Source organism: Nitrococcus mobilis Nb-231 (assembly GCF_000153205.1).
GTDB lineage: Bacteria > Pseudomonadota > Gammaproteobacteria > Nitrococcales > Nitrococcaceae > Nitrococcus > Nitrococcus mobilis.
The window spans coordinates 1,873,271-1,896,094 of the sequence record NZ_CH672427.1; the positions used below are offsets into that span (position 1 = coordinate 1,873,271).

The window sequence follows — 22,824 nt, forward strand, 5'->3', positions numbered from 1 at the left end:
ACCGCTGCCAGCAGACAGAAACTGCTGGATAAGCGCACTTGTTCGCGACCGCTGGACGTCATGAGCAAACGGATGATCAACGCGATTGCATCTCAACCAGCCGGTCCACGCGCAGACGTTCCCGCTCATCGAACAACCGCCGGGCCACCAAGCGATTGGCCAGCAGCGTGCCGAAACCGCTCCCAACGGTGATCAGCAAAAAGATCAGAATTTGATACTTGACGGCTTCCGCCGGCGGGCTGCCGGCTAGGATTTGGCCGGTCATCATGCCCGGCAAACTAACCACGCCCGCCGCAGCCATGCCATTGATCAGAGGAATCATGCCACTGCGCATGCTCTCGCGGCTAACCGACCCCATCGCCTCCTGCCAACCCTGGCCAAGCATCAGGCGTGCCTCGATGACATCGCGCTGCTGCCATGCCCCCTCGATCAGCCGATCCTGGCTGAGAGCCACCCCATTCATTGTATTGCCAAGGAGCATGCCGAGCAGAGGAATGGCATACCTTGGCTCATACCAAGGCGTCGCCTGCACGAGGGCAATCAGCGCGAACACGGTCACGGAAAACGAGGAAATGAACATGGCCCCGGTGCTGATACCGAAACTCCACCACCCGGCCAAGCGGCGACGTTGCCGCGCCACCACCTCCCAGCCAGCGAGGATCAACATCACCATGGCCATCAACGAGACCCAATAGAGTGCAACGTGAGCGAATAAAGCCTCCAACACGAAGCCGACCAGCGCCAGCTGTATCACCATACGCGCGGCCGATATCAGCAGTGGCCGACTCACCTCCAGCCGCGCCCGGGCGGCGAGCACGGCCAGCAGCACGACCAAGGCCGCGGCGACGCTGAGATCCAACCAGCTCAGTTGCGCCAATGTCATGGAAATGCCTGTTGCAATGTGCTGGCTGTGATTCGATAGCCGCGCTGCGCAACCCGCACGGCTTGAGCAGCGTTGTGAGTAACCCAGAGTATGGCCGTACCATCTCGCTGGCGACGCTCGGCGAGCCAGTGCTCGACGCGCTCGATGGCCTCGGCATCCAAATTGGCGGTCGGCTCATCGAGCAGCATGACCACCGGCTCCAAGGCCGCCGCCCGCGCCAGCCCCAAGCGTTGGCGCTCGCCGGAGGAGAGCCGGCGCACGGCCCAACCCCGCACTTCCGGGCCGAAACCAAGCGCCTCGAGGTCCACATCCGGGCTACCGTTGAGATGCACACCAACCGTATCGGCCCACCAGTGGCTCTCGGCCGGAACCATCGTAACCCGACGGCGCCACTGAGCTGGGGTAAAGCACTGCCGATCCTTGCCACCCAGACGGACCGTGCCGGAATGCACATCCAAATCCGCAATCGCACGCAGCAACCGCGTCTTACCACTACCAGAGGCCCCGGCGAGGCTGACGCATTCGCCCACGGCAAGCGTGAAATTCACCTCACGAACGCTTCCGCAATCGAGATTTTCGACGACCAGGCACGCGCTCATTATCCCTCATCCGCCATCTCCTACCCGCCGAGCACGATGCCATTGCTGGCAAATCGAGGCGGGGACGAGCCCCGTAGCCGAATAAACGGTGCCACCAACCGCGGTGGCCGGCGTCGATCCCGCAGCGGCGCGCAAGTGCCTACCACCACCGCCACTCGACGCACCAGCTCGCAGAGACATGGTCAAGCGAGCGGGCTTTCAGAGGTTATAACCGCGCTCATCGTGCAAGGCGATATCCAGCCCTGCCGTCTCCTGCTCATCCGTAACGCGCAGCCCGATAACACCATCGATGCCCTTTAGGATAAGAAAGGTAAATATTCCATCATAAATGATCGTTACCGCCACCCCCAGGATCTGCTTACCCACCTGCACCACGATCGGAACTTCGGCCGGAAGGCCAACACCACCCAGTGACTTGGCTGCGAATACGCCCATAGCGAGCGCACCGACGATTCCGCCAACCCCGTGTACCCCAAAACAGTCTAAGGCATCATCGTAGCCGAATGCGGGCTTGGCGCGGGTAACCGCATAGAAGCAGGCGAGCGCAGCACTGCCCCCAATTACCAGAGCCCCCAAGGCGCCAACATACCCGGATGCGGGGGTAATCGCCACCAGACCGGCGACGGCACCCGAGGCAATCCCCAGCGCACTCGGCTTCCCATGGCCGGCCCATTCAGCGACCATCCAGACCAAAGCCGCCGCCGCCGTGGCGAGCTGAGTTACGAGCACAGCCCGGCCGGCGATGCCGTCGGCGGCCAGCGCGCTGCCAGCGTTGAAGCCGAACCAGCCGACCCACAGCATTCCAGCGCCAACCAGAGTGAAGACCATATTGTGCGGCATCATCGGTGTGGCCGGATAACCACGGCGCTTACCCAACACCAGTGCCGTAACCAGACCCGCCACCCCAGCGTTGACATGCACCACCGTACCGCCGGCGAAATCCAGCACTCCGAAAGCACCGAGCCAACCCCCGCCCCACACCCAATGAGCGACCGGGACATAGACCAATGTCAGCCAAAGGCCGACGAACCAAAGCATGGCGGAGAACTTCATTCGCTCGGCAAAGGCCCCGACGATAAGTGCCGGCGTGATGACCGCAAAGCTCAACTGGAACATAACGAATACGGTTTCCGGGATGCGATGACCACCGAGTGCGATCCCGTCGACCCCGGCCAGGAAAGCCTTCTCGAGCGAACCCACGACGGCCTGCAATCCCCCACCGTTGCCGAACGCAAGGCTGTAACCGTAAGCAGCCCACAGCACGCTGACCAGGCAAGTGATGGCAAAGCACTGCATCATGACCGACAAGGCATTCTTACTACGCACCATACCCGCGTAGAATAGAGAAAGACCCGGAATCGTCATAAGCAGCACCAACGCCGTGGCTGTCAACATCCAAGCAGTGTCGCCCGAATCCACCTCGCCGGCCGCAGTCGCTGCAAGCGGAGCACACCACGGCAAACACATGGCCAGCAGGAGGGCCATTCTAAGTAACCGTCCGTTCATGGATACATCCTCTGTGATTATTCTATTCTCGACTACAGCGCCGCTTTGCCGGTCTCATCGGTGCGGATACGCACACTCTGCTCGAGCGGCAAAACGAAAATCTTGCCGTCGCCCACCTTGCCCGTGTGCGCGGCTTGGCAGATTGCCTCGATCGCCTCCTCTACGCGATCATCATCCAGGGCCGCCTCGACCTTAATCTTAGGTAGGAGATCTGCCCTATACTCCGTGCCCCGATAGAGCTCGGTATGGCCCTTTTGACGCCCGAACCCCTTCACCTCGGATACGGTAAGGCCCCGCAGCCCGACCCCGGAGAGTGCTTCGCGAACGTCATCCAGCTTGAACGGCTTGATTATCGCGACTACGAATTTCATATGGGATATCCCTGCAATGTTTTGTTTGTGCCGGCGGCAACAGGCACACGCGGCATACAACTCCGCCGCGAAAACTAAGGCATCGTCTGCGCCAAAGTATTTTTTTATTAAAATAAACAAATAGATAAATAGTTATCCCGAACAGTTCTAGCATGCCGCTGGACACACCAAAGCACCATTTTGGTGCGGAGTGGCGCAAAATCTCCCGACATTGGATGGATTCGACCGTTAACATACAATCTGCTCAACCGTCTGCTAGTGAATGCTCACCAGCAAACGCCCACAACCGACCCGCCCGCTGATTCTGCTAGGCCTCCTCAATACATCAGCACGGCGTCGATGCCGAAGATCGTCGTACCGGTCGACACACCGAACTGGCTGGCGAAAAATCGCTCATCTGCGCTACTGCCCCCGAACTGCCAACGGACTTCTGGGCGAATGCTGAGATTCTCTATCGGCCGCAAGTTCACACCAGCGGTAATTTCATAGAGCGAATGATCACCGGAGCGAAACCATTCGCCCCGCACGCCTGCCTTGAGGGTGTCGGTGATCGTATAGAAAAGGTAATTATTGAAGGCGGAACGGTGGTTGGTGTCCGGCCCCAGCGGGTTGGCATTGACTTCGACAAGATCATATTGAAAGACGTAAGCCCAATTCTTGGCGGGGGTCGCATGCACCACGAGACTGTGGCTGTAGCCTTTACCTTGCGGAAAACCCAGATTACCGGCGGTAAGAACGTAGGTGGCGACCATAGAGGTGCCTAAGGTGACCTTGATGCCACCCAAAAAGCTGCTGCCCTTGGAGTGTCCGGTTGCGCTGAAACGATCGAATCCAGTGTCCCAACCGGCCGTCCAACCGCCATAAAGAGTGACGCCGTTCGACGCCCTATAGGCGCCCAACACGCCACTGTGGGTAAACGGCTCATTGAAATTGAACGTGAACGAGTGGCTGTAAAAAAAATTAGTCAGGGCGGGAACGGCTTCATAGCCTATGAGCGTATAGAAGTGGCCGAGTTTGACGGACCAATCACCGTAAGCGACCTCGACAAATGCCTGCGGCAGAGCCCACCCATAGATGCCCATGTCCCACTCGTTGTCCCAGTGGCGTTGGGGAGGCGGTTCGCCGAAGGCCTGCGTATTCTGGGCATCCGTGCCATAGAGGAGATCGACCCAGAAACCGAAGCTCAGCCCGCAACGACCGTCGGCAACGCGACCAGCGTAGAGCCATTGCTGGTGAAGGTTGATGTCACCGGGGTGCGTGTTGAATACGCCAGTGCTGTGGCCGTGATAGCCAAGCTGCGTCCAACCACCGATGGTGAATGGCGCATCATCGCCCATCAGCGAGGCAATGCTGAATGCTTTGGTCCCGGCTGCATCGGCCTCGCCACAGTTTGCACACTGACACTCCTTCGCCCAGAGAGCCGGAGCGGCGCCCAATAGCAGTCCAAACAATACTGTGCCAGCAAAATGGGCGAAAAGCCCATTCCCCAAAATGCTCATTATCACTGCCAGTTCCCGCTTGCCTCACCGCCACGGAAACTATGCAAAATTTATTCCTAAAATAAATTATTTTTAAAATTAGATAGATATATATGGTCCGGGCATCCAGCGCAGGCCCGACGGTATCATTCGGTGCACCAGGCACCAGCGTGGTGCACAGCGGAGTAGGCAAACCGACTCTGGCGGGTGTAGCACGGGCGACTTACAATGAGTCAAGCTCGCCATTAGGGAGGCAATCCAATGCTCGACCCCAAGCAACTCGATGAGCTTGCACGCCGTTTCACCGAGAGCCTGCCGCCGGGAATGCGCGAATTTCAGCAGGAAGTGGAGCGGAATATTCGGGCTACGATGCAGTCCGCATTCGCCCGCATGGATTTGATCACGCGCGATGAATTCGACGCACAGGCAAAGACCCTGGCGCGCACCCGGACCCGACTGCAAGAGCTCGAAAAACAGGTCGCGGCACTCGAAACGACCCTGAAAACCACTGCATCCAGCGAGCCGGCGACGGGCAAAGCCGCCAACAAGCCAGCCACGCGGCGCACGCGCGGCACGACGGGGAAAGATCCGCAAGCCAACAACGATTGACGACCCATTCGCGGTGAAAAAATGGACCACTCGCGTCGGCCAAGGAGGGTGCCGTGTCTGTTGCCATCGCCTACGGGCGCGCGGCCGTCGGGGTGCAGGCACCCTCGGTCGCCGTCGAAGTCCATCTGACCAATGGACTGCCCTCATTGTCCGTGGTTGGGCTACCGGAGACGGCCGTAAAGGAGGCGAAAGATCGCGTCCGCAGCGCCATACTCAACAGTGGTTTTGAGTTTCCCACACGCCGGATTACCGTCAATCTCGCCCCGGCCGACCTCCCCAAAGAGGGCGGTCGCTTTGATCTACCCATCGCCGTGGGTATTTTGGCCGCCTCCGGTCAGCTGCGCTGCAAGGAGCTGGAATGCTACGAATTTGCCGGCGAGCTCGCCCTTACCGGTAAACTGCGGCCCGTGAGTGCCATTTTGCCGATGGCACTGCATACCCGAGAGGCCGGGCGATGGCTGATCCTACCATTCGATAACGCGTCCGAGGCGGCGCTGGCCGCCGGAGATCGCGCGCTCGGGGCGCAGCACTTGCTCGACGTCTGTGCCCATCTCGCCGGAACAGTCCGGCTCAAGGCCGTCGAGGCACCCCAGAGTACACTGCACGCGGACGGCCCGGAACTTGCCGAGGTACGCGGCCAGCAGCAAGCCAAACGCTGCCTGGAAATCGCCGCTGCCGGCGGACACAGCTTGCTGCTGATCGGGCCGCCCGGAACCGGTAAGAGTATGCTCGCCCGGCGCCTGCCCGGACTGCTGCCGCCCATGTCCAAGCAAGAAAGCCTGGAGACGGCGGCGGTGTTATCGATAGCCGACGGCGGCTTCCGCCCCGAGCACTGGGCTCGGCGACCGTTTCGAGCCCCCCACCACAGCGCCTCCAATGTGGCACTGACCGGCGGCGGAACTCGACCTCGTCCAGGCGAGATCTCACTGGCCCATAACGGCGTGCTCTTCCTTGACGAGCTGCCCGAGTTCAGCCGCTCGGCATTGGAGGCGCTGCGCGCGCCCATCGAGACCGGGCGAGTGGTCATCTCCCGGGCCGCGGCCAAGGCCGAGTACCCAGCCAGCTTCCAGCTCGTGGCCGCCATGAACCCATGCCCATGCGGTCATCTGGGGGATGCGCTAACGGTCTGCCGCTGTACGGCGGATCAGATCGCCCGCTATCGGGGTCGGCTCAGCGGTCCACTACTCGATCGCATCGACATGTACGTTGCCGTTCCCCGGCTGACCCCGGTCGAAATGCGCGGCAACGTAACGGGTGAGCCCACGGCCATCGTTCGGGAGCGTGTCGCTCGCGCCCGCCGGCGGCAACATGAGCGCGACGGCAAAGCCGCCGCCCGACTCACCGCGAGCGAGGCGGAGTCCGCTTGCCCGCTCGGCGAACCGGAGGCACAGCTTCTGCAACAGGCCATGGAGCAACTGAAATTCTCGGCCCGTGCCTATCATCGTTGTCTGAAGCTCGCGCGTAGTATTGCGGACCTGGCCGGCGCTGATACCATCGGTTGCAATCATCTGGCCGAAGCGATCGCTTACCGGCACTGGACGCAGACATCTTACTAGCAGCATGACATAGCGCGTTGTAGGCAACCCCATATTCGAGACTATCCAGAGATATTGCTGCCCTCTTTACGGTCGACGGAGAGCAGCACCATGAGCACGGGGCATGCCATAATATGGTCCAGCTTGTGGCAACACCGACTCAGTGAAACCCTAAGCGCCTGTTTGCGCACCGCGCTTTGAGCGCCGCCCGCACCCTGCGCACACGACAGCAATGGCCGGGCGTTGAACGCTGAACAAGGTAGGCGGCATGAATCAAATTTATTGGGAGTCCGCCCTTGGGTAGCATGGGGTTGGTTGAAAGAGTCATTAAAATCATGCGGCAGCGCTCGAATACGCTCGGCCATTTCTCCGCTGGGCACCCGCTCCATGCATACCAAGTAAACGGCCAATGAAGGTTCTGGTGATCGGCGGCGGAGTCATCGGCACGACTACCGCGTGGTGTTTACGACAGGATGGCCATGAGGTCACGGTCCTGGACCGGGCAAGCACCCTGGCCGCCGAGGGAAGCTTCGCCAACGGCGGCATGCTCCATGCGAGCCACACCGAACCCTGGAACACCCCCGCCGCCATTCGCCAGCTGCTCCGCTGGGTGGGACGCGAGAATTCGCCGCTGCTCTTACGTTTGTCGCAGCTGCCCCATCTCATAGGCTGGGGCATGGGCTTCCTACGCTACAGCCAACCCCATTATCATCGACGCAACACGCGCATCAACACCCGGTTGGCCCGCTACAGCCAGCAGATGACACGACTGATTCGGAAGCAGACCGGGATCCGCTACGATGAGGCGCAGCGTGGCATCATCAAGATCTTCCGTTCCCGACGTGAGCTCGACAAGGCAGCCCTAACAGCAGCCCTCACGGCCGAACTCGGCGTCCGCCACAAGATTCTCGACGTACCCGAAACGCTGGCCCTAGAACCGGCACTGCTGGGAATATGCAAAGAGCTCGTCGGCGCAATCTATTATCCGGATGACGAGAGTGGCGATGCCTGCCTGTTCACTCGCCGCCTGGGCGAGCTGGCGCAGCGACAAGGGGTCTGTTTCGAGCTGCGCACACAGGTGCAGAGCATGGAGCTCAAAGGCGGCTCCATTCATCATCTTTTGACCAGTCGCGGGATACGCCAGGCGGACTGCTACGTGCTCGCCGCGGGTGCGGATGCACCACTGCTCGCCGAACCGCTCGGCATTCACCTACCCATCCGCCCGGTGAAAGGTTACTCTGCGAGTCTGCCGGTCAGTGGTTGTTCCGGAGTGCCGCGGGTGCCCATCATCGACGAGCGGCATAAGGTCGTTATGACCCAGCTTGGCGAGCGCCTGCGGATTGCGGGTACTGCCGAGTTCGCCGGCTACGACTACAGCATCCGTACACAGCGCGTGCGCATCATCATCGAGCAGGCCCTGAGTAACCTGCCACAGCTCGCCGCGAGCGTAGATCGCGACTCAGCCTCAAGCTGGGCCTGCCTGCGACCGCTCACCGTGGACGGCCCCCCCATCCTGGGCCGCACGCCGGTGCCCAACTTGTTGTTGAACGTAGGCTCCGGTCACCTCGGTTGGACCTTTGCGGCCGGGTGCGCCTATGCGCTTGCCGATATTCTAAACGGGCGCCGGCCCGCGCTCGATCTCGACGGGCTCACACTCGCCCGCTATGCACGCTGTAACTGAGCCACGCCGCTATTGGGCCACTTCAGTGTTGGCTGTAATAGGGTGGCGTATATTATCGTTATAGTCCCAGCTCAAGCCCCGCGTTCGCCGGGCTTGCCGCCTTAGCCGCCCGCTCCGTGCCCACTTAGCGTTCGATCATCTTCGGGCGCCGCTCGTGGATCACGGCCAGCACAAAGACGCCGGGATGGTAAGGCTGGATAGCGTAGAGGACAGGTTGCCCATCACCGGAGCACCAACCTATCTGTTGCCGCCCCCGACTGATGGCCAACAAGATCGCCCACACAACACCGGACCACGACGATGAGCGAGTTGAGCAAGATCTCCAGTGACCATCGGCACCGGCGCGCCGTCGTGTACGTGCGCCAGTCGAGCACCACGCAGGTGGAGCACAACCGCGTGAGCGCGGTCAATGTTATTGATGGCGATTCCGTCTGTGGCGATCAAGTTTGGTAATGGTTTGAGCAGGATTCCCCTCGGGGGAGTCTCCGGTTACCACAGCCAGGAGACCCCCGAAGTGGGCCACGCCGTTCTGCAAGATCCCGCATTTTTTCGTCTCCTTACCCGCATCGATGAGGAACTCGCCTTGGCAACCCGGTTTCGGGGTTGCCGGTTCTGCGCGGGAGCGCTGCGCTTCAGCGCGCCCTTGAGCACCCGCGCTACGGTCAGCTAATCCGAGGCTCGCCCGCTACCCGCAGGAGATGTCGATAGCCTGCCCGTCAGGTGCTTTGTAGTCTGCGCTCCTATCAACGATGCCGCGGCGATAAGATCGCGATGGGGGCGAGAGTGATGAACGAGGAGAATCTGCCGCAACGCGATCGCTGGGCGCGGCTGCGCTTTACGATCATCGGAGCACTGCTCGCGGCGCCGCCGCCGGCAGGCGAATTATACGCACTGCGCTCACCGCCCTGGCGGCGAGGACTTGGCGCCATCCGTACAACGGGCCTTGAGATCCACTTTCGGTAAAGCGATGCGCCCCTGCCTGGGCATGGTTTGCTTCCTTCGGTGTTATCCTGACTCCAAACCAAGATACGGAATCGGTTTAGCAAATAAATCCGCCCCTTTTTCTGTCCCTTTTTACTTTTTAATATGACTAAGCGATTCGAAGTCGTCTACCGCCTTACCCTGTCACAGGGCGAATCAGCAGAATCCAAGGCGCGAGGCATCGCTCTGGAGCAAACTGCAGAGCTGCCGCGAGAGCTCGTGCCCGATGACGTGATGGAGCGCATGGTCGGCCGTGTGGAGTCGGTTGCCCCGGCGGGGCGAGACCAGCACCTAGCATGCATCTCCTATTCTGTGGAAAGCATCGGCTCGGAGCTCACGCAGTGCCTAAACGTGCTTTTCGGCAACATTTCGCTCAAACGCGGCATTCGCATCGTGGACATTCATTGGCCGCATCGATTGCTGGAGGCCTTCGGTGGACCCGGCCATGGCATCGCTGGAGTGCGCCGGCTCACGGGGATCGAGAATCGTCCGTTATTGGCGAGTGCACTCAAACCGATGGGCCTACGCCCGACTCAGCTGGCGCGCCTGTGCCGGGATTTCGTCTTGGGCGGTCTTGATATCGTCAAAGATGACCACGGCCTGGCCGATCAGGCAAGCGCCCCTTTCGAGGAACGGGTCGAATACTGCCAAGCCGCGATCAGCGCCGCCAACCGCGAGGTCGACGGCCAGACATTGTACTTTCCCAACGTAACCGCCGCGCCATGGGAACTTGCGGAGCGCGCGCACCATGCTCAACAAGCCGGCTGCGTGGGTGTGCTGGTCAACCCCTGGCTGACCGGTCTAGATGCGATGCGCTGGATCCGCGACCGGTTCGGATTGGTGATCATGGCCCACCCGGCGCTTACCGGGGCTTATCTACACCCAAGTCACGGGATTGCGGCCGAAGTGCTGCTAGGCGATCTCTTTAGAATCGCGGGGGCCGATGCGGTGATCTATCCCAATGCAGGCGGCCGATTTGGCTTCAGCCGCGCGTTGTGTGAGAGAATCAATCGGCACCTACGACAACCGCTGGGTGAGCTGGCAGCCAGCTTTCCCACGCCGGGCGGGGGTATGAGCATCGACCGGGCCGCCGATTGGGCCAAACGCTATGGGCCGGATACGATCTTTCTCATCGGTGGCAGCCTCTATGGACAAAGCGATCTGGTCACGGCCTCCCGGAAGCTGAAACAGGCCATTGGCGGCTGAGTTGAACTCGATGGACAAATCCAAGATTGTTCGGGCGCAGGGTTACCGCTGGCAAGGCGTACCGCTGCGGGAGTACAAAACCGAAGGCAGCCATTTCCACGCCATTACCCGCCAGTCCTTGCTCGGCGAGGGCGAGGACGAGCAAGCGGTCAACTTCCTCACCCGTTATTTCGAGCTCCAGCCGGGGGGGTATTCGACCCTCGAACACCACCAACATCCGCACACGGTGGTGGTGCTACGCGGCAGCGGCGAGGTCATCTTAGGCGACCGGGTGGAGACAATCGACCGCCATGATTGCATCTACATCGCCCCTGGCACCTTCCATCAATTCCACGCCAGCGGCGGCGAGCCACTCGGCTTTCTCTGCATCGTCGATCGCCATCGCGATCGACCGGCACTACCCTCGCAGGAGGAACTCGAGCAGCTGCGCCGCGATGATCGAATACGCCGGCGCCTGCGTATTTGAAGCCAACCGGCGCATGACCGGCTCAGCTGTTCAAACGGCCCTCGGGCTTACCCTGGTAATACTCCGGCTCATTGCCCGGCTTCCACTTGATATTACAGCCGATGCTGGGGTATTGCGGCTCCGGTATCTCGGCTCCGGCGAGCAACGCATCCACCGCCCGCCGCATATCCTCGCCCGTGACAGGGTCCGGTTTGCGCGGGCTGCTGGAATCGAAGCGTCCCCTATAAACCAAGCGGCGCTCCCGATCGAAAAGGAAGAAATCCGGCGTGCAAGCCGCACGATAGCTCAAAGCGGCATCCTGAGTGTAATCGTATAGATACGGAAACGGGTAGCCGGCTTGCTCTTTCTCCTCCTTCATGCGCTCCGGGCTGTCATCCGGATACTCCTCGGCATCGTTCGAGCTGATCGCGACGATAGCCAGCCCCTTCGGCTGGTATTCACGAGCAAAGTCGGCCAGACCGTGCTGAATGTGCTTGACATAGGGGCAATGGTTACACAGAAACATGACCAGCAGCGCCTCGGCCTCTTCAAAATCCACGAGGGCGACCATGTTCTCATCGGTATCATTGAGCAGAAAATCGGGCGCTTGCGTGCCTAATGGCAGCATGGTGGATTCGGTTCTCGCCACGATATCACCTCCAATGGCTGACGGTATTCAAGAAACAACGCAGATTATAAGCCCATCACCGTAGCATAGCCGCGCCGATCACGAACCATCGGGCTCGTAGCCGATGCTTGCCATGAAATCCAGGATAACAGGCTGCATACGCCGCACTACCTTGTAGCCTTCCTCGATCGCCTCGGCTCCGCGCGCGTACTCTAGTAACCCGATCCGCGCGAGCCGGGGGCTGAGCAACAGATCCGGTGGATCACCTGCCATCCGGCTGCGGGTTATACGATCTTGCATGATATTGATCGCCGTAGTCATCACCTCGAACAACCCAGGCCCCGACGCCGACGAGCCGGCGCGAAACTGGCCCAGGAGGACAGCGGTGCGGTCACGCAGCTGCGCCGATACCCGATTGAACAAGCCGGGCTCACCGGGCTCAATGCTCTCATCATCCTCGGTTGCTGTTGCCGGATCGACCGGGTCTGGCACGGAGGAGGCTTGCTTGAGGATGGGCTGAAGATGTCGTCCGATCAGATCGCCGTTGAGATTGACTGCGATAATCGCATCGGCACCCATGGCATGGCAGAGCGAGACCGGGACGGGGTTGACCAAACCGCCATCGACGAGCCACTTACCATTCCGAGATGAGGGTGTAAACAGTCCGGGCAGAGCCATCGATGCCCGAACGGCCTCAACCACGGAGCCTTCCCGCAGCCAGTGCTCACGACCCGAATAGAGGTCAGTAGCCACCACACCCAAGGGCCGTCGTAACTGATCAAAGTGTAAATTACCGAAGCTTTCGACGAAGAGATCGATCAACCGCTTCCCTTCGAAAAACCCGCCCCCGCCGCCCACAGCCAAATCCAGCAGGCTGATGACCTCGCGACGGGTCAGCCGACGCACCCAGCGTTCGAATATTCTTAGATGGCCACATGCGTAAACGGCGCCAACAATAGCGCCACAGGAGGTCCCGGCGATCAGATCCGGCTTGAGGCCGAGCTCGCCAAGCCCACGCAGCACACCGATATGGGCCCAGCCCCGAGCCGAGCCACTGCCCAGGGCGATTCCGATGCGAGGACGGTCCGCTGGAGTGCGCATGAGTATAAGTTTGGCAAACTCACGCCGGCCCGGCCAGAGCCAGGTGGCGCGGCGAGCACAACGGACTCGAGAAGTACAAACGACTGCGAAATCGAGCATCCCCCCATACCCGCGCCTGGTCTATCATGTTCGCTGCCTCGGCTCATAAGCGCATGGGCTTAAATCCATGGGTTTCATCCGAACATTCCCATGGCGGCGATGGGCGCCTGCGTATCGCAGCGGCCTCATCGTGGCTGCGTCAAACACTCGGCTTAAGGTGCAGAAGCGCTTTGCCGAACTTGCTTGCTAGCCGAGGCCACCATGCCAATCCAGGCGACGGTGACAGGACGCGTTTATTTGCAGCGAACGGAGGAGATCGCCGGCAATGTGGTTCAAGAATCTGTGTATCTATGATCTGACCGAGGGTTTTGCGTTTACGGCCGAGGCGCTGGAGCAAAAGCTTGCACAGTTCGCCTCGCAGCCCATTGGCCGCGCCGATTTCACCGCTCAGGGATGGGTAGCGCCGCTTGGACGACAAGCCCGGCAGCTGGTGCACGCCGCCAACGGCACACTGCTGCTTTGTCTGCAGCAAGAAACGCGCGTTCTGCCGCCGGCCGTCATCCGCGACGTACTGGAAGAGCGTGTGGCCGAGCGCGAGGCACGGGAACTGCGACCGCTTGGCCGGCGCGAGAAAAGCCGCATGAAAGAAGAGATCACCTTGGAGCTTTTACCCCGGTCATTTACGTATACCAAGCGCATCTTTTCCTACATCGACCCACAAAATGGCTGGCTGGTGGTCGACACGGCCAACTGGCGCCAGGCCGAAGAACTCACGGAGCTGCTGCGCACCAGCCTCGGCTCACTGCCCATCCGACCGCTGCAGGCGGCGGTGAACCCACAGAGCGTGATGACGTGGTGGCTCGCGCATGAGCGCACTCCGGCAGATATCGAGCTCGGCGAGGAGACCGTGCTCGAAGACCCTCACAAAGCCGGCTCCGAAATCCGTGCCAAACGCCAGAACCTGGCTGCCGGGGAGATCAAGGGTCATATCAAGGCCGGCAAGCGCCCACGCCAACTGGCCGCCACTTGGGAGCAACGCCTTGCATGCATCCTGGATGCCGACCTTTCGGTAAAACGGCTCAAATTCCTCGACATCGTCCAGGAGGAGGCCGGTGACCGGGAGCCGGAGACCGCCGCAGAGCGTTTCGATGCCGATTTCGCCATCATGACCCTCGAACTCGGGCGATTCATTCCTCGGCTATTGGCACTGTTCGGGGAGGAAGGGCAGCAACCGCAAGCCGCCGGCCAACCGGGTTGAGCTCGGCGCTTTCTGTCGAGGCGCCGGGCGAGCACTCGAGGGACGCGGCCGGTCAGTTCGGCCGCTTGCGGCTTACTCCCAGACCCGCACGAACGGCCTGTTGCAGTACTCGCCGCCAATGCCGCGCCGGAATGGATTGACGGATTCGCAATGCCCGTCCCCGTTGGGCGCGCTCGAAGCGCTGCATTAACAGCGCCCATAAGAGCTCGGTATTATAGAGTGCGGCTGGCGGATCCAGCCGCACGGGCACCACGGTATCAAGCGGCACCTGCAAGTCGATGGCGATCGTCTCCAGCGCCGCGCGGATCGCAATAGCCTTGGGGCGGACGGGCTCGTTGACATTGTAGGGCGGCGCCCACTCCCGCGCCGGCGAAAGCCGATCTACGTGGCTCGCCACCACCAGCAAGGGCGGTGGGATACGCTGCAGGTTGGCCGCGAACCGCGCTCGCACCGCCGTCAGCGCAGCCCGATCCAGTGCGCGGTCGGCCCGATGCACCGCCACCACCCACAACAAACAATCACCGTCGCAGGCGCGGTCTACTATTTGCTCCAGGCCCGCCTCATCCTCCAGCCCCGGCGTATCGATGAGCACCGCCTCCGGCACTCCTTCGCGCTGCAACTCGTAACCGCGGCAGGCGGTGGTCAGCGATAGCACATCCACGCCGGCGGCTATCTCACCGAGCAGGGCATTCACCAAACTCGACTTGCCGGCCTGGGTCTGGCCTGCCACCACCAGCCGCAGCGGGCCGGGCGGCTCGGCCGCCGTCACGCCCGAACCGAATGGCTCACGCCCAGCCGCCCCGCACAACTGCCCGGCGTCCACCTGCAGCCGCCCCGAATACAACTCGATAGCGGCCCGCCCGACCTCCTCTACCCAGATCTGGGCGCCCTTGCGGCGCAGATACTCCCCGGCATCACCTAGGGCCGCCGCAAACAGCCGCTCGCGGGCCTCCGCAAGCAGCGCCCAGCCCGGATTCACCAGCCGCGTCAAGCGGTAGACGAGCGTAACGCCACGGAACACCTGGGCACCCCGCTGAGCAGCGGGCTTGAACTCCCATAGTCGCAGCAGTTGACCGGCACGAATCATGTGCGATCCCGGCACATGATCCAGCAGCACCTGGCGCAACCGCGCACTGACCCGTTCGGTGAGCAGCAGCGCTTCCGGCACGGTAAAGCGCCAGATGGGATGACGCTCCTCCGGGTAATAGTGCCGCGCCACCTGCTCGAGGACACGGCGGGCGGTAGCGAGCATCAAACGATGGTCGGCGACGATGTCCTTGTCCACCTGGGCCGCGAGCGCTTGCACCGCCTCCCAGGCGGCCAACTCGCGCGGCGACCAATCGGCATCCGGTTCCGACGGCGCTTCATCCAGCGCTTGCACCTGCTTCGAGAACTGGGCACGCGCGATCTGCCGCCGCAACCACTGAGCGTAACCGTAGCCGCTCAGTGCCAGCCCGGCCGCTGCACCCAACCACGCCAGCAGCCAGCCCTGTTCCCACAACCACAAGACACCGAATGGAATCAGCACCAACAACGGCAGCACGAGCGCCACCAAGGCCAGCCACACCGCCGATTGTCGGCTCATGACGCCGTACCCGAATCGTTACCCTCCGCCCAAGGCCCGCTGGCAGCGCGGCGATAAAACTTGGCGTAGGCGTCCTTTAACGCACCCCGGTATGTGCTGGCCACGCCAGCCGGATCCTGTCGGCCCAACCGGGCCTGCTCCAGGTAATAACAAGCCGCCCGGCCCAACGCGTAGGTGAGCGCCGCACTGGCCGCTCCGGCCGCCGCAGCCCCGACAAGTTGCCCATAGACTGGGATCAGTTTCATAAACTGCCGGGCGGTAAAACGAGCGCCGACGCCCAGCACCGTACCCGTGCCCAGCGAAGTCACGAATCCCTTGAGCGTGCGGCGGTCCCACTCGATGCCATAGAGCGCCGCGATGCTGTGCAGCATTTTGCCCTGCAGGGTGGGCACGGTGACAAAACCCATTAGCGGGACCAGGTCGCTCATACCAGCGGCCGTGGCATAACCGAGCAGGTGCGGATGGGCGCGCGCCAAGCGGGCATCGCGAACGGCCCGGCCAAGATCGCGGATAAGGGTGGCCCGCCCTTCCAAGCAAGCTTCATCTAGGGCGTCAAGCAACGCCTCCAAACCGTAATGCGGGTCGCTGAACTGATCCTCCGGCCGGGTCAAATCCACCGCGACCGTACGGAACATCCCCTTACCAGGCAGGCGACGGAACCGGCTTGCCTGCACCTCAAGCGCGCGGCGCAAATCGTCCAAACCCGGTGCGTCGGCCAACTCGTGGTACGGTGGATGGTCGCGGTCATCCGGATAACCATCGTGCAGCCGAGTCTGCACCAACACCACTGCCCAATCCGGATGATGGCGGCGCACCGCGTGCAGCACTTCCAAAATAGCCGCTTGCTGCGGATCCAACGCACGTGCCACCGCCACGACTACATGCGCCGAGCCTTTCACCAGAGCCAAATCTTCGGCGGGATCGTAGGCCACTTCACCCAGCCCGCGGGTATCCAGAAAACGTACCACCGGCACGTCTGGCGGAAACTCGTAGAGACGCGAGCGGCGCGTGCAAGGCTTGAAGGCGACCCCCACTTCCGCCTCCGCAGCGCCGGTAATCGCCCGTACGATAGAGGTCTTGCCGGACTGCACCTTCCCAAGCAGCCAGACCACCGGCGCCTGATCACGCGCCTTGGCGGCGATCGCCTCATCCAGCGCCGGGTCGGACTGCGGATTCAGGACGGCTGCGAAGACCTTGCGCCAAGCGATCTCCGGCATGAGGCGGGGGAAAGGCATGGCCCGGCTCCAATGAGGCGAGTGATAAGATCAGCTTACCGATTGCACCAACCCTTGTGCACCTGCCGAGATAACGCGCGAAAGCAGGCATCTTGCAGCGGCAACGTCAACCAAACGCCAGGAAAACCACCTCTCGAAAAACAGCGCATGCCGCTAGCGATCCGAGCGCCTACCTGCATAGAGGTTCGCCTATGGATAAAAGCATCCTTACTGTCCTCGTTGCCGGCCTTGTGCTGGTCGCTTGCGGTTACGGTCTCACCGAGCGGCCGCGGCGCGACGTAGCCGATCTGCCCGTCTGTGAACTCTTGATCGATGGCCATGCCATCACCGCACGCATCGGCGCCACCCCAAACGATCGGGGTCTTGGCTTTCAATACGCCACTCCGCAGCAGATCCGCCGCGAGCTCATTTATTTTCGCTATCGCTTTGCCCAAATCCCGCACTTCCACATGACAAACGTCGCCGCGCCCCTGCTCATCGCTTGGATCGGACCCGACCACCGGGTCATCGCCATCGAGCGCATGACGCCTGGGAGCTGCTGCTATGAGCCCCCGACCGAAATCATCGCGGCACTGGAGTTCGCGCCTGAACATCCGCTGGCGAATCGCATCCGGCCCGGCACCCGCGTGCACCCCATACAGCCTCCTACCGGCGATTTACGACACGGCGAGCACCATTCCCAGCGACGGTGAAAATCGGCTTGTTGCGGCCCCCCCTGAAACCGTGTGCAGCCCGTCAGGCGGGTGAGAAGGTAAGTGCCGCGCCGTTGATGCAGTAGCGCAGGCCGGTAGGCCTGGGACCATCTTCGAATACGTGGCCGAGATGTCCGCCGCAGCGGCTGCAGTGCACTTCAGTGCGGACCGCAAACAGTAATGAACGATCTTCCCGGGTTCCGATTGCGGCTTCGATCGGCGCCCAGAAGCTCGGCCACCCCGTGCGGCTATCGTATTTGGTCTCGGAGCGGAATACCGCTTGGTCACAACCCGCACAGTGGTAGGTACCCTGGCGCTTCTCCTTGAGCAAGGGGCTTGAGCCGCGCGGCTCCGTGGCCTCACGACGCAGGATCTCGAATTGTCGCTCGGTCAGCTGCTCCCGCCACTGCGCTGGCGTCCGCGTCACCGCAAACTCGTGCTCGTAGTCGTCTTCGGTTGCAGCCGAGGCGCGCGGTGTCGCAACCAAACGCCACAACATCGGCGCCGCTAGCGCGCAGCCACCGGCGATCAGTAATCGTCGTCTAAGCGGGTTCATGGTGTTCTCCCGATCGAGCCTCATGTCACGCTGGCTCGCCTTTTGCCAAGACGGCGCGCCAGCTCCTGCATATCGACGTTCTTATCGCCTTCATCTATAATCTCCAGCCCCAGCAAGGTTTCCAGCACATCCTCCAGCGTCAAAATCCCCTTCATGCTCCCATATTCGTCCACGACCAGCATGATGTGAACTCGCCGCGGGATAAATTCATCGAAGGTGCGCAAGAGCGAGGTGGAATCCAGGACGGCCGGTATCTCGCGCAAGTAGTCTCCCAATATCTTATCGATATTGCCGCGAGCCTGCGCCAACAACAGGTCGCTGCGCAATATAAATCCGATGACCTGATCACGGTCGCCGTCGTAGACGGGAATGCGGGAGAACCGGATACCGTCGTGCTTGTGAAAGAACTCCTCCACTCGAGTGATTTTCGGCAACGAAAACACGACCGTCTGTGGCGTCATGACATCCTTGGCGCGCAGCTCGCGCAGTAACAGGAGATTCTTGAGAATCTTCGATTCCTTTTCCTCGAGTTCGCCCTCCTGCGCGCTGATCTCGGCCATAGCCGAGAACTCCCCGCGACTGAATCCGACTAGGACAGAACCTCCGGTCAAACCACCGGCGAGTTTCTCCGACATCTTTACAAACGGATAGAATAGCCAGATGAGGAATCTCAGCCCATAGGCCGTAGCAGGGGCCAGCTGCCGCCAGTAGTGCGCCCCCAGGGTCTTGGGGATGATTTCGGAGAATACCAGGATTAAAAAGGTCAGCACCGCCGAGAACAGGCCCACGAAGGCACTACCGAAGACGACCGCCGCCTGCGCACCGGCACCCGCCGCCCCCATGGTATGGGCAATGGTATTAAGGGTCAGAATTGCAGCGAGCGGTCTATTAATATCTTCCTTGAGATCCCGCAGTAACGCGCCCGATGGCTTCTCTTCCTGCTCCAGAAGATGAATATGAGCGCTCGACACGCTCAACATGACCGCTTCGGCAATGGAGCAAAGAAAAGACATCATCAAGGCAACCGAGACGTAGACAATCAAAAGCACAATGTCCATCGGTTACCGTCGACGGCCGTGAACGGCGTCTTAAACTTCATTGTCGCGGCGTAAGACGCCACACCTTGCCGTCGTCCTCATCGGTCAGCACATAGACCGAACCGTCCGGCGCCTGTTCGACGTCACGGATGCGCGCACCGAGCAGGATGCGCTCTTCGCCGGTCACGCTCTGGCCATCGATCATCACGCGTACGATCCCGCGCGCCGATAATCCGCCGATCAGCGCGCTGCCGCGCCATTCAGGGAAGACATCGCCGGTATAGAAGACCATACCCGAGGGAGAGATCACCGGCGTCCAGTACTTGATCGCGTCGGCGAAGCGCGGCTGAGTCGGCGGGTCCGGTATGTCGACCCCATTGTAATGTCTTCCCCAACTCACCACCGGCCAACCGTAATTGCGGCCCGGCTGCGGCAGGTTGAGCTCATCGCCGCCGCGCGGCCCCATTTCGCCAATCCACAGCGCGCCCGTGTGCGGGTTGAGTGCGGCGCTCTCGATGTTGCGATGACCATAGGACCAAATCTCGCCCTTCGCATCTGCCCGATCGATGAACGGGTTGCCCGGCGGAACCGAGCCGTCGCGATTGATGCGCACAACCGTACCGAGATGGTTGGAGAGGTCCTGCGCCGGATCGAACCGGTAGCGCTCGCCTAGGGTAAGGAAAAGTTTGCCTTTGGGCGAGAAAACGATTCGCCCACCGAAATGGTTGGCGCCGGAGACCTTCGGCTCCTGACGAAAGATGACCTTGAAGCCCTCGATCCGGTCGTTTCCCAAACGACCGCGCCCCACCGCCGTGGAGGCACCCCCTTCGCCGGGCTCGGCAAAAGAGAGATAAACGAGGCGATTCGAGTTGAACTCTGGATCGAGCGCCACATCCAAAAGCCCGCCCTGGCCCTTGGCGAAGACCTCGGGCGTGCCCTCGACTGGCCCCGAAAGCGCACCGTCGGCTGCAAGAATCCGCAGATCCCCCGCGCGCTCCGTCACAAGCAGACGCCCGTCGGGCAGAAACGCCATACCCCATGGGTGATCGAGCCCATCCGCCATCTCCTCGATCACAATCACCCCCGCCTGCGTCTGCACCAATTGGTCTGATTGCGCCACCAGCGGGGCACCCGCCAGCACCATCGCGCCAGCGGCGAGAATAGCCTTGCGTCTCATATGGCATCCGCTCCCACTGCTTCCAATTCAAACCCTAGTCCACCCGGCCGAGCGGCGCAACGCAAGTCGCGTGGGGAGACAAATGCCGTCTCGATAGGTTTTCACTAAAAGCCTGTTCATAATCTCTCTTCTCTCTGATAATGAGGGGATGAGGAAGCAATATTCAAGCGATATCACGCGCGAGCAGTTTGAACAGATCAGGCCACTACTGGAGCGTGCGCGCAAGCGCACCAAACCGAGGACGGTGGATCTCTATGAGGTGTTCTGCGCGATCCTGTATCTACTCAAAAGCGGTTATCAGTGGCGAATGTTGCCAGGCGAGTTTCCGAAGTGGCGCACGGTTCATTCCTACTTTGCCAAGTGGAGCGAACCGCGAGGAGAGGATGGCAGCCTGCTGGAGCAGGCGTTAAAAAAATCAGGTTGGCGCGGTCTGTACCAAACAGGGGCGTAGCGCCACAACGAGCTTCTTGATCGTTAATGCATAGAGTGTGAAGAACACGGACAGCGCCGAACACAAGGGATATGACGCGGGCAAGAAGGTCTCGGGAATCAAGCGCCCTATTGCGGAGGATACCCAAGGGTTGCCGCATGCCATTGCGATCACCATGGCCGATGTGACCGACCGCAAAGGGGCCTTGGCGGCCATGGATCGCTGCGCATCGAATCTACAGTCGGTTCAGAGCGTATTGGTGGATGGGGGTTACACGGGGCGCCCTTTTGCGCAAGCCGTACAGAAGAAGCTCCAGGCGACGGTACAGGTGGTCAAACGCAACGAAGCGCACACCTTTGCCGTGCTGCCCCAGCGTTGGGTCGTGGAACGCTCCTTCGGCTGGCTGGAAAAATGCCGCCGCTTATGGAAGAACTGCGAGCGTACGCTCAATACCAGTCTGCAGTTCGTCCATCTGGCGTTCCTCGTTCTGCTCATTAGAAGATTGTGAACAGGCTCTTAGGGCGAGTCGGTGCACAGCAGTCGTTCCAAGTCGATTAAGGCTCGGTATCGTGGTGGCCGGTAGTTATGGCGATGGCGTAGCGAGCTGTAGAATCGGCGAACATCAATGGTCAGCGCCAGTATTCTTCGCTTTATCGACTGTGAGCATAGGCCCTCAAGCGGGTATAGAATCGACGGCACTTATCCTTCTGTTCATGGATCAAAGTATCGATGTTCTTGCTAAAGGAAAGGTTGAGCTAGGCGCTGATATTGAAGTCACGACCTAAAAATTAACTGCGTATAAAGAAGTTTTCATTAAGCCGAAATCAGTCGTTGCCTATCAACAAATCCCAGAAGGGCTATTTCTAGGTGCCGATATTGAAGGCGCCACAATTATTTTAAACGATGAGAAAAATAGACAGATTCATGGATACGATTTTTATATAAATGAAATTTTTCATGGTCGATATGACAGAAAGGATGTTCCTGAACAGATTAAATCTGTATACCCAATCGCTAAATTATCATTGACATCACAGAATAAATAAAATATACCCCTGCGCATACTGACGGAATGCCTGAGTTATTCTTAAACATAGGAAAGCACCAGTCTTCTGAAATATAGAAGGCCCGACAGATTTCGAAGTTGCGGCAAAAGATTATGAGTTTTTTTCAAGCCAGCTGGACCGCACGAGAATTCCGGAGGCTCATTGATGTAGTTACGCTGCTTCAGTGGACTCTGCGAGTTGCTGCGCGGTATCGCCTACTACCGCTCTTGTCGGTAGAGACAAGGGGCCTCCCAGGTTCCTGAGTTATCCCGGTGTGCACATGCCTTGCTCTTTGACTTCGGCGGGATCGCATAGCCTCGCCTTGCCTTGCCTTGCCTTGCTTGCAAGCCCCGGGCACGCAGGCGGTTCGCGGACAAAGGCTATGACTACAACGCCGTGGTCGAATACATAGAGGCTCAACACGCCGAAACCATCCTTTCGCCTCGGTACAACCGCAATGCGCCTCACCACTACGATCGCCATCGCTACAAGGCTCGCAATCTCGTGGAGTGCTGCTTGAACCGTCTCAAGCAGTTCCGTCGGGTGGCGAACGATACGAACAACTCTCTGCCCATTTCGCCGCCATGGTCACATGCGTCTACATTGTGCTCTGGCTCGCGTAACTGTTGATAGGCTCCAGACTTTACACGGGGGCTTCTAAGGGGTGAAGATCACACAGGGAGCATCCTCCGGGTGCGCCGCTTTTGGGCCGCAAAACCGATCGGGGCGAAGGTGGCCTGCGTCAT

General features: G+C 60.6%; 22 protein-coding genes and 1 pseudogene. 11 read left to right on the plus strand and 12 right to left on the minus strand.

All coding sequences use genetic code 11. The annotated features are described in order from the left end of the window. Nucleotides 1–76: 76 nt before the first annotated feature. From NB231_RS08575 to NB231_RS08595, 5 genes are all read right to left on the minus strand, one after another. Nucleotides 77–883 (minus strand): ABC transporter permease, encoded by an 807-nt coding sequence (locus NB231_RS08575; RefSeq protein ID WP_005001663.1) that lies wholly within the window; start codon nt 881–883, stop codon nt 77–79. After that, nucleotides 880–1,482, minus strand: coding sequence for an ABC transporter ATP-binding protein (locus NB231_RS08580; RefSeq protein WP_005001664.1), 603 nt, complete (start codon nt 1,480–1,482; stop codon nt 880–882). Before NB231_RS08580 ends, NB231_RS08575 begins: the two co-directional genes overlap by 4 nt. 198 nt (nt 1,483–1,680) lie before the next feature. Beyond that, nucleotides 1,681–2,988 (minus strand): ammonium transporter, encoded by a 1,308-nt coding sequence (locus NB231_RS08585; protein WP_040662083.1) that lies wholly within the window; start codon nt 2,986–2,988, stop codon nt 1,681–1,683. Between the two features lie 32 nt (nt 2,989–3,020). Next, nucleotides 3,021–3,359 (minus strand): P-II family nitrogen regulator, encoded by a 339-nt coding sequence (locus NB231_RS08590; protein WP_005001667.1) that lies wholly within the window; start codon nt 3,357–3,359, stop codon nt 3,021–3,023. 317 nt (nt 3,360–3,676) lie between these two features. Next, the gene (locus tag NB231_RS08595; protein ID WP_005001669.1) at nt 3,677–4,858 is read right to left on the minus strand and encodes an outer membrane beta-barrel protein; all 1,182 of its coding nucleotides are present in this window, start codon (nt 4,856–4,858) and stop codon (nt 3,677–3,679) included. Between the two features lie 240 nt (nt 4,859–5,098). Between NB231_RS08595 and ubiK the strand changes: the two genes are divergently transcribed. The 8 genes from ubiK to NB231_RS08620 all read left to right on the plus strand — a co-directional run bounded on the left by ubiK (nt 5,099) and on the right by NB231_RS08620 (nt 11,315). Further along, nucleotides 5,099–5,446: a ubiquinone biosynthesis accessory factor UbiK gene (gene ubiK / locus NB231_RS08600; protein WP_005001671.1), complete on the plus strand. Its 348-nt coding sequence runs from the start codon at nt 5,099–5,101 to the stop codon at nt 5,444–5,446. A gap of 53 nt (nt 5,447–5,499) precedes the next feature. Beyond that, nucleotides 5,500–7,002 (plus strand): YifB family Mg chelatase-like AAA ATPase, encoded by a 1,503-nt coding sequence (locus tag NB231_RS08605; protein ID WP_005001673.1) that lies wholly within the window; start codon nt 5,500–5,502, stop codon nt 7,000–7,002. Nucleotides 7,003–7,390: 388 nt separating this feature from the next. Continuing rightward, nucleotides 7,391–8,662 carry a D-amino acid dehydrogenase gene (locus NB231_RS08610; RefSeq protein ID WP_005001675.1) on the plus strand — a complete coding sequence of 424 codons (1,272 nt, stop codon included), beginning with the start codon at nt 7,391–7,393 and terminating at the stop codon, nt 8,660–8,662. A gap of 300 nt (nt 8,663–8,962) precedes the next feature. Next, a complete protein-coding gene (locus NB231_RS18510) occupies nt 8,963–9,115 on the plus strand; it encodes a hypothetical protein (RefSeq protein ID WP_156776953.1) in 153 nt (50 codons plus the stop codon). Beyond that, the gene (locus NB231_RS18515; RefSeq protein ID WP_156776954.1) at nt 9,096–9,332 is read left to right on the plus strand and encodes a hypothetical protein; all 237 of its coding nucleotides are present in this window, start codon (nt 9,096–9,098) and stop codon (nt 9,330–9,332) included. Before NB231_RS18510 ends, NB231_RS18515 begins: the two co-directional genes overlap by 20 nt. 116 nt (nt 9,333–9,448) lie before the next feature. After that, complete coding sequence (locus tag NB231_RS19065; protein ID WP_198007387.1) at nt 9,449–9,625, plus strand: hypothetical protein; 177 nt, start codon at nt 9,449–9,451, stop codon at nt 9,623–9,625. 123 nt (nt 9,626–9,748) lie between these two features. Then, the gene (locus NB231_RS08615; protein WP_005001686.1) at nt 9,749–10,849 is read left to right on the plus strand and encodes a RuBisCO large subunit C-terminal-like domain-containing protein; all 1,101 of its coding nucleotides are present in this window, start codon (nt 9,749–9,751) and stop codon (nt 10,847–10,849) included. Between the two features lie 10 nt (nt 10,850–10,859). Then, nucleotides 10,860–11,315: a cupin domain-containing protein gene (locus NB231_RS08620; RefSeq protein WP_005001688.1), complete on the plus strand. Its 456-nt coding sequence runs from the start codon at nt 10,860–10,862 to the stop codon at nt 11,313–11,315. A 22-nt stretch (nt 11,316–11,337) separates the two neighbouring features. Here NB231_RS08620 and NB231_RS08625 read toward each other — a convergent pair whose 3' ends face one another. Further along, nucleotides 11,338–11,943, minus strand: coding sequence for a thioredoxin family protein (locus NB231_RS08625; protein ID WP_040662088.1), 606 nt, complete (start codon nt 11,941–11,943; stop codon nt 11,338–11,340). Nucleotides 11,944–12,021: 78 nt separating this feature from the next. Then, the gene (locus tag NB231_RS08630) at nt 12,022–13,122 is read right to left on the minus strand and encodes a patatin-like phospholipase family protein (RefSeq protein ID WP_005001693.1); all 1,101 of its coding nucleotides are present in this window, start codon (nt 13,120–13,122) and stop codon (nt 12,022–12,024) included. Between the two features lie 265 nt (nt 13,123–13,387). On the opposite strand from NB231_RS08630, the gene NB231_RS08635 reads away from it, so the two are divergent. Continuing rightward, the gene (locus tag NB231_RS08635; RefSeq protein ID WP_005001697.1) at nt 13,388–14,320 is read left to right on the plus strand and encodes a recombination-associated protein RdgC; all 933 of its coding nucleotides are present in this window, start codon (nt 13,388–13,390) and stop codon (nt 14,318–14,320) included. A gap of 52 nt (nt 14,321–14,372) precedes the next feature. Here NB231_RS08635 and NB231_RS08640 read toward each other — a convergent pair whose 3' ends face one another. Together NB231_RS08640 and NB231_RS08645 are read right to left on the minus strand one after the other, a co-directional pair. Beyond that, nucleotides 14,373–15,905, minus strand: a complete 1,533-nt coding sequence (locus tag NB231_RS08640) for a GTPase family protein (protein ID WP_005001698.1) — start codon at nt 15,903–15,905, stop codon at nt 14,373–14,375. After that, complete coding sequence (locus tag NB231_RS08645; protein ID WP_040662091.1) at nt 15,902–17,140, minus strand: YcjF family protein; 1,239 nt, start codon at nt 17,138–17,140, stop codon at nt 15,902–15,904. Before NB231_RS08645 ends, NB231_RS08640 begins: the two co-directional genes overlap by 4 nt. 191 nt (nt 17,141–17,331) lie before the next feature. Here NB231_RS08645 and NB231_RS08650 point away from each other — a divergent pair, with 191 nt between their 5' ends. Continuing rightward, nucleotides 17,332–17,832: a DUF192 domain-containing protein gene (locus NB231_RS08650; RefSeq protein ID WP_005001701.1), complete on the plus strand. Its 501-nt coding sequence runs from the start codon at nt 17,332–17,334 to the stop codon at nt 17,830–17,832. Between the two features lie 43 nt (nt 17,833–17,875). Here NB231_RS08650 and msrB read toward each other — a convergent pair whose 3' ends face one another. The 3 genes from msrB to NB231_RS08665 are packed head-to-tail and all read right to left on the minus strand — an operon-like array spanning nt 17,876 to nt 20,602. Further along, nucleotides 17,876–18,388: a peptide-methionine (R)-S-oxide reductase MsrB gene (gene msrB, locus NB231_RS08655; RefSeq protein WP_040663653.1), complete on the minus strand. Its 513-nt coding sequence runs from the start codon at nt 18,386–18,388 to the stop codon at nt 17,876–17,878. A gap of 20 nt (nt 18,389–18,408) precedes the next feature. Continuing rightward, a complete protein-coding gene (locus NB231_RS08660) occupies nt 18,409–19,446 on the minus strand; it encodes a CNNM domain-containing protein (RefSeq protein ID WP_005001715.1) in 1,038 nt (345 codons plus the stop codon). 37 nt (nt 19,447–19,483) lie between these two features. Continuing rightward, nucleotides 19,484–20,602 (minus strand): PQQ-dependent sugar dehydrogenase, encoded by a 1,119-nt coding sequence (locus NB231_RS08665; protein ID WP_005001717.1) that lies wholly within the window; start codon nt 20,600–20,602, stop codon nt 19,484–19,486. Nucleotides 20,603–20,750: 148 nt separating this feature from the next. Between NB231_RS08665 and NB231_RS17640 the strand changes: the two are divergent. After that, nucleotides 20,751–21,540: pseudogene (locus NB231_RS17640) on the plus strand (IS5 family transposase). The last annotated feature ends 1,284 nt before the right edge of the window (nt 21,541–22,824 follow it).

What these genes read in the sequence shown, in the direction of transcription:
- NB231_RS08615 (WP_005001686.1), top strand. Translation starts at nt 9,749, where the DNA reads ATGACTAAGCGATTCGAAGTCGTCTACCGCCTTACCCTGTCACAGGGC.
- NB231_RS08580 (WP_005001664.1), bottom strand. Translation starts at nt 1,482, where the DNA reads ATGAGCGCGTGCCTGGTCGTCGAAAATCTCGATTGCGGAAGCGTTCGT.
- NB231_RS18510 (WP_156776953.1), top strand. Translation starts at nt 8,963, where the DNA reads ATGAGCGAGTTGAGCAAGATCTCCAGTGACCATCGGCACCGGCGCGCC.
- NB231_RS08650 (WP_005001701.1), top strand. Translation starts at nt 17,332, where the DNA reads ATGGATAAAAGCATCCTTACTGTCCTCGTTGCCGGCCTTGTGCTGGTC.
- NB231_RS08630 (WP_005001693.1), bottom strand. Translation starts at nt 13,122, where the DNA reads ATGCTCGATTTCGCAGTCGTTTGTACTTCTCGAGTCCGTTGTGCTCGC.
- msrB (WP_040663653.1), bottom strand. Translation starts at nt 18,388, where the DNA reads ATGAACCCGCTTAGACGACGATTACTGATCGCCGGTGGCTGCGCGCTA.
- NB231_RS19065 (WP_198007387.1), top strand. Translation starts at nt 9,449, where the DNA reads ATGAACGAGGAGAATCTGCCGCAACGCGATCGCTGGGCGCGGCTGCGC.
- NB231_RS08665 (WP_005001717.1), bottom strand. Translation starts at nt 20,602, where the DNA reads ATGAGACGCAAGGCTATTCTCGCCGCTGGCGCGATGGTGCTGGCGGGT.
- ubiK (WP_005001671.1), top strand. Translation starts at nt 5,099, where the DNA reads ATGCTCGACCCCAAGCAACTCGATGAGCTTGCACGCCGTTTCACCGAG.
- NB231_RS08610 (WP_005001675.1), top strand. Translation starts at nt 7,391, where the DNA reads ATGAAGGTTCTGGTGATCGGCGGCGGAGTCATCGGCACGACTACCGCG.
- NB231_RS08585 (WP_040662083.1), bottom strand. Translation starts at nt 2,988, where the DNA reads ATGAACGGACGGTTACTTAGAATGGCCCTCCTGCTGGCCATGTGTTTG.
- NB231_RS08640 (WP_005001698.1), bottom strand. Translation starts at nt 15,905, where the DNA reads ATGAGCCGACAATCGGCGGTGTGGCTGGCCTTGGTGGCGCTCGTGCTG.
- NB231_RS08590 (WP_005001667.1), bottom strand. Translation starts at nt 3,359, where the DNA reads ATGAAATTCGTAGTCGCGATAATCAAGCCGTTCAAGCTGGATGACGTT.
- NB231_RS08575 (WP_005001663.1), bottom strand. Translation starts at nt 883, where the DNA reads ATGACATTGGCGCAACTGAGCTGGTTGGATCTCAGCGTCGCCGCGGCC.
- NB231_RS08620 (WP_005001688.1), top strand. Translation starts at nt 10,860, where the DNA reads ATGGACAAATCCAAGATTGTTCGGGCGCAGGGTTACCGCTGGCAAGGC.
- NB231_RS08660 (WP_005001715.1), bottom strand. Translation starts at nt 19,446, where the DNA reads ATGGACATTGTGCTTTTGATTGTCTACGTCTCGGTTGCCTTGATGATG.
- NB231_RS08595 (WP_005001669.1), bottom strand. Translation starts at nt 4,858, where the DNA reads ATGAGCATTTTGGGGAATGGGCTTTTCGCCCATTTTGCTGGCACAGTA.
- NB231_RS08635 (WP_005001697.1), top strand. Translation starts at nt 13,388, where the DNA reads ATGTGGTTCAAGAATCTGTGTATCTATGATCTGACCGAGGGTTTTGCG.
- NB231_RS08645 (WP_040662091.1), bottom strand. Translation starts at nt 17,140, where the DNA reads ATGCCTTTCCCCCGCCTCATGCCGGAGATCGCTTGGCGCAAGGTCTTC.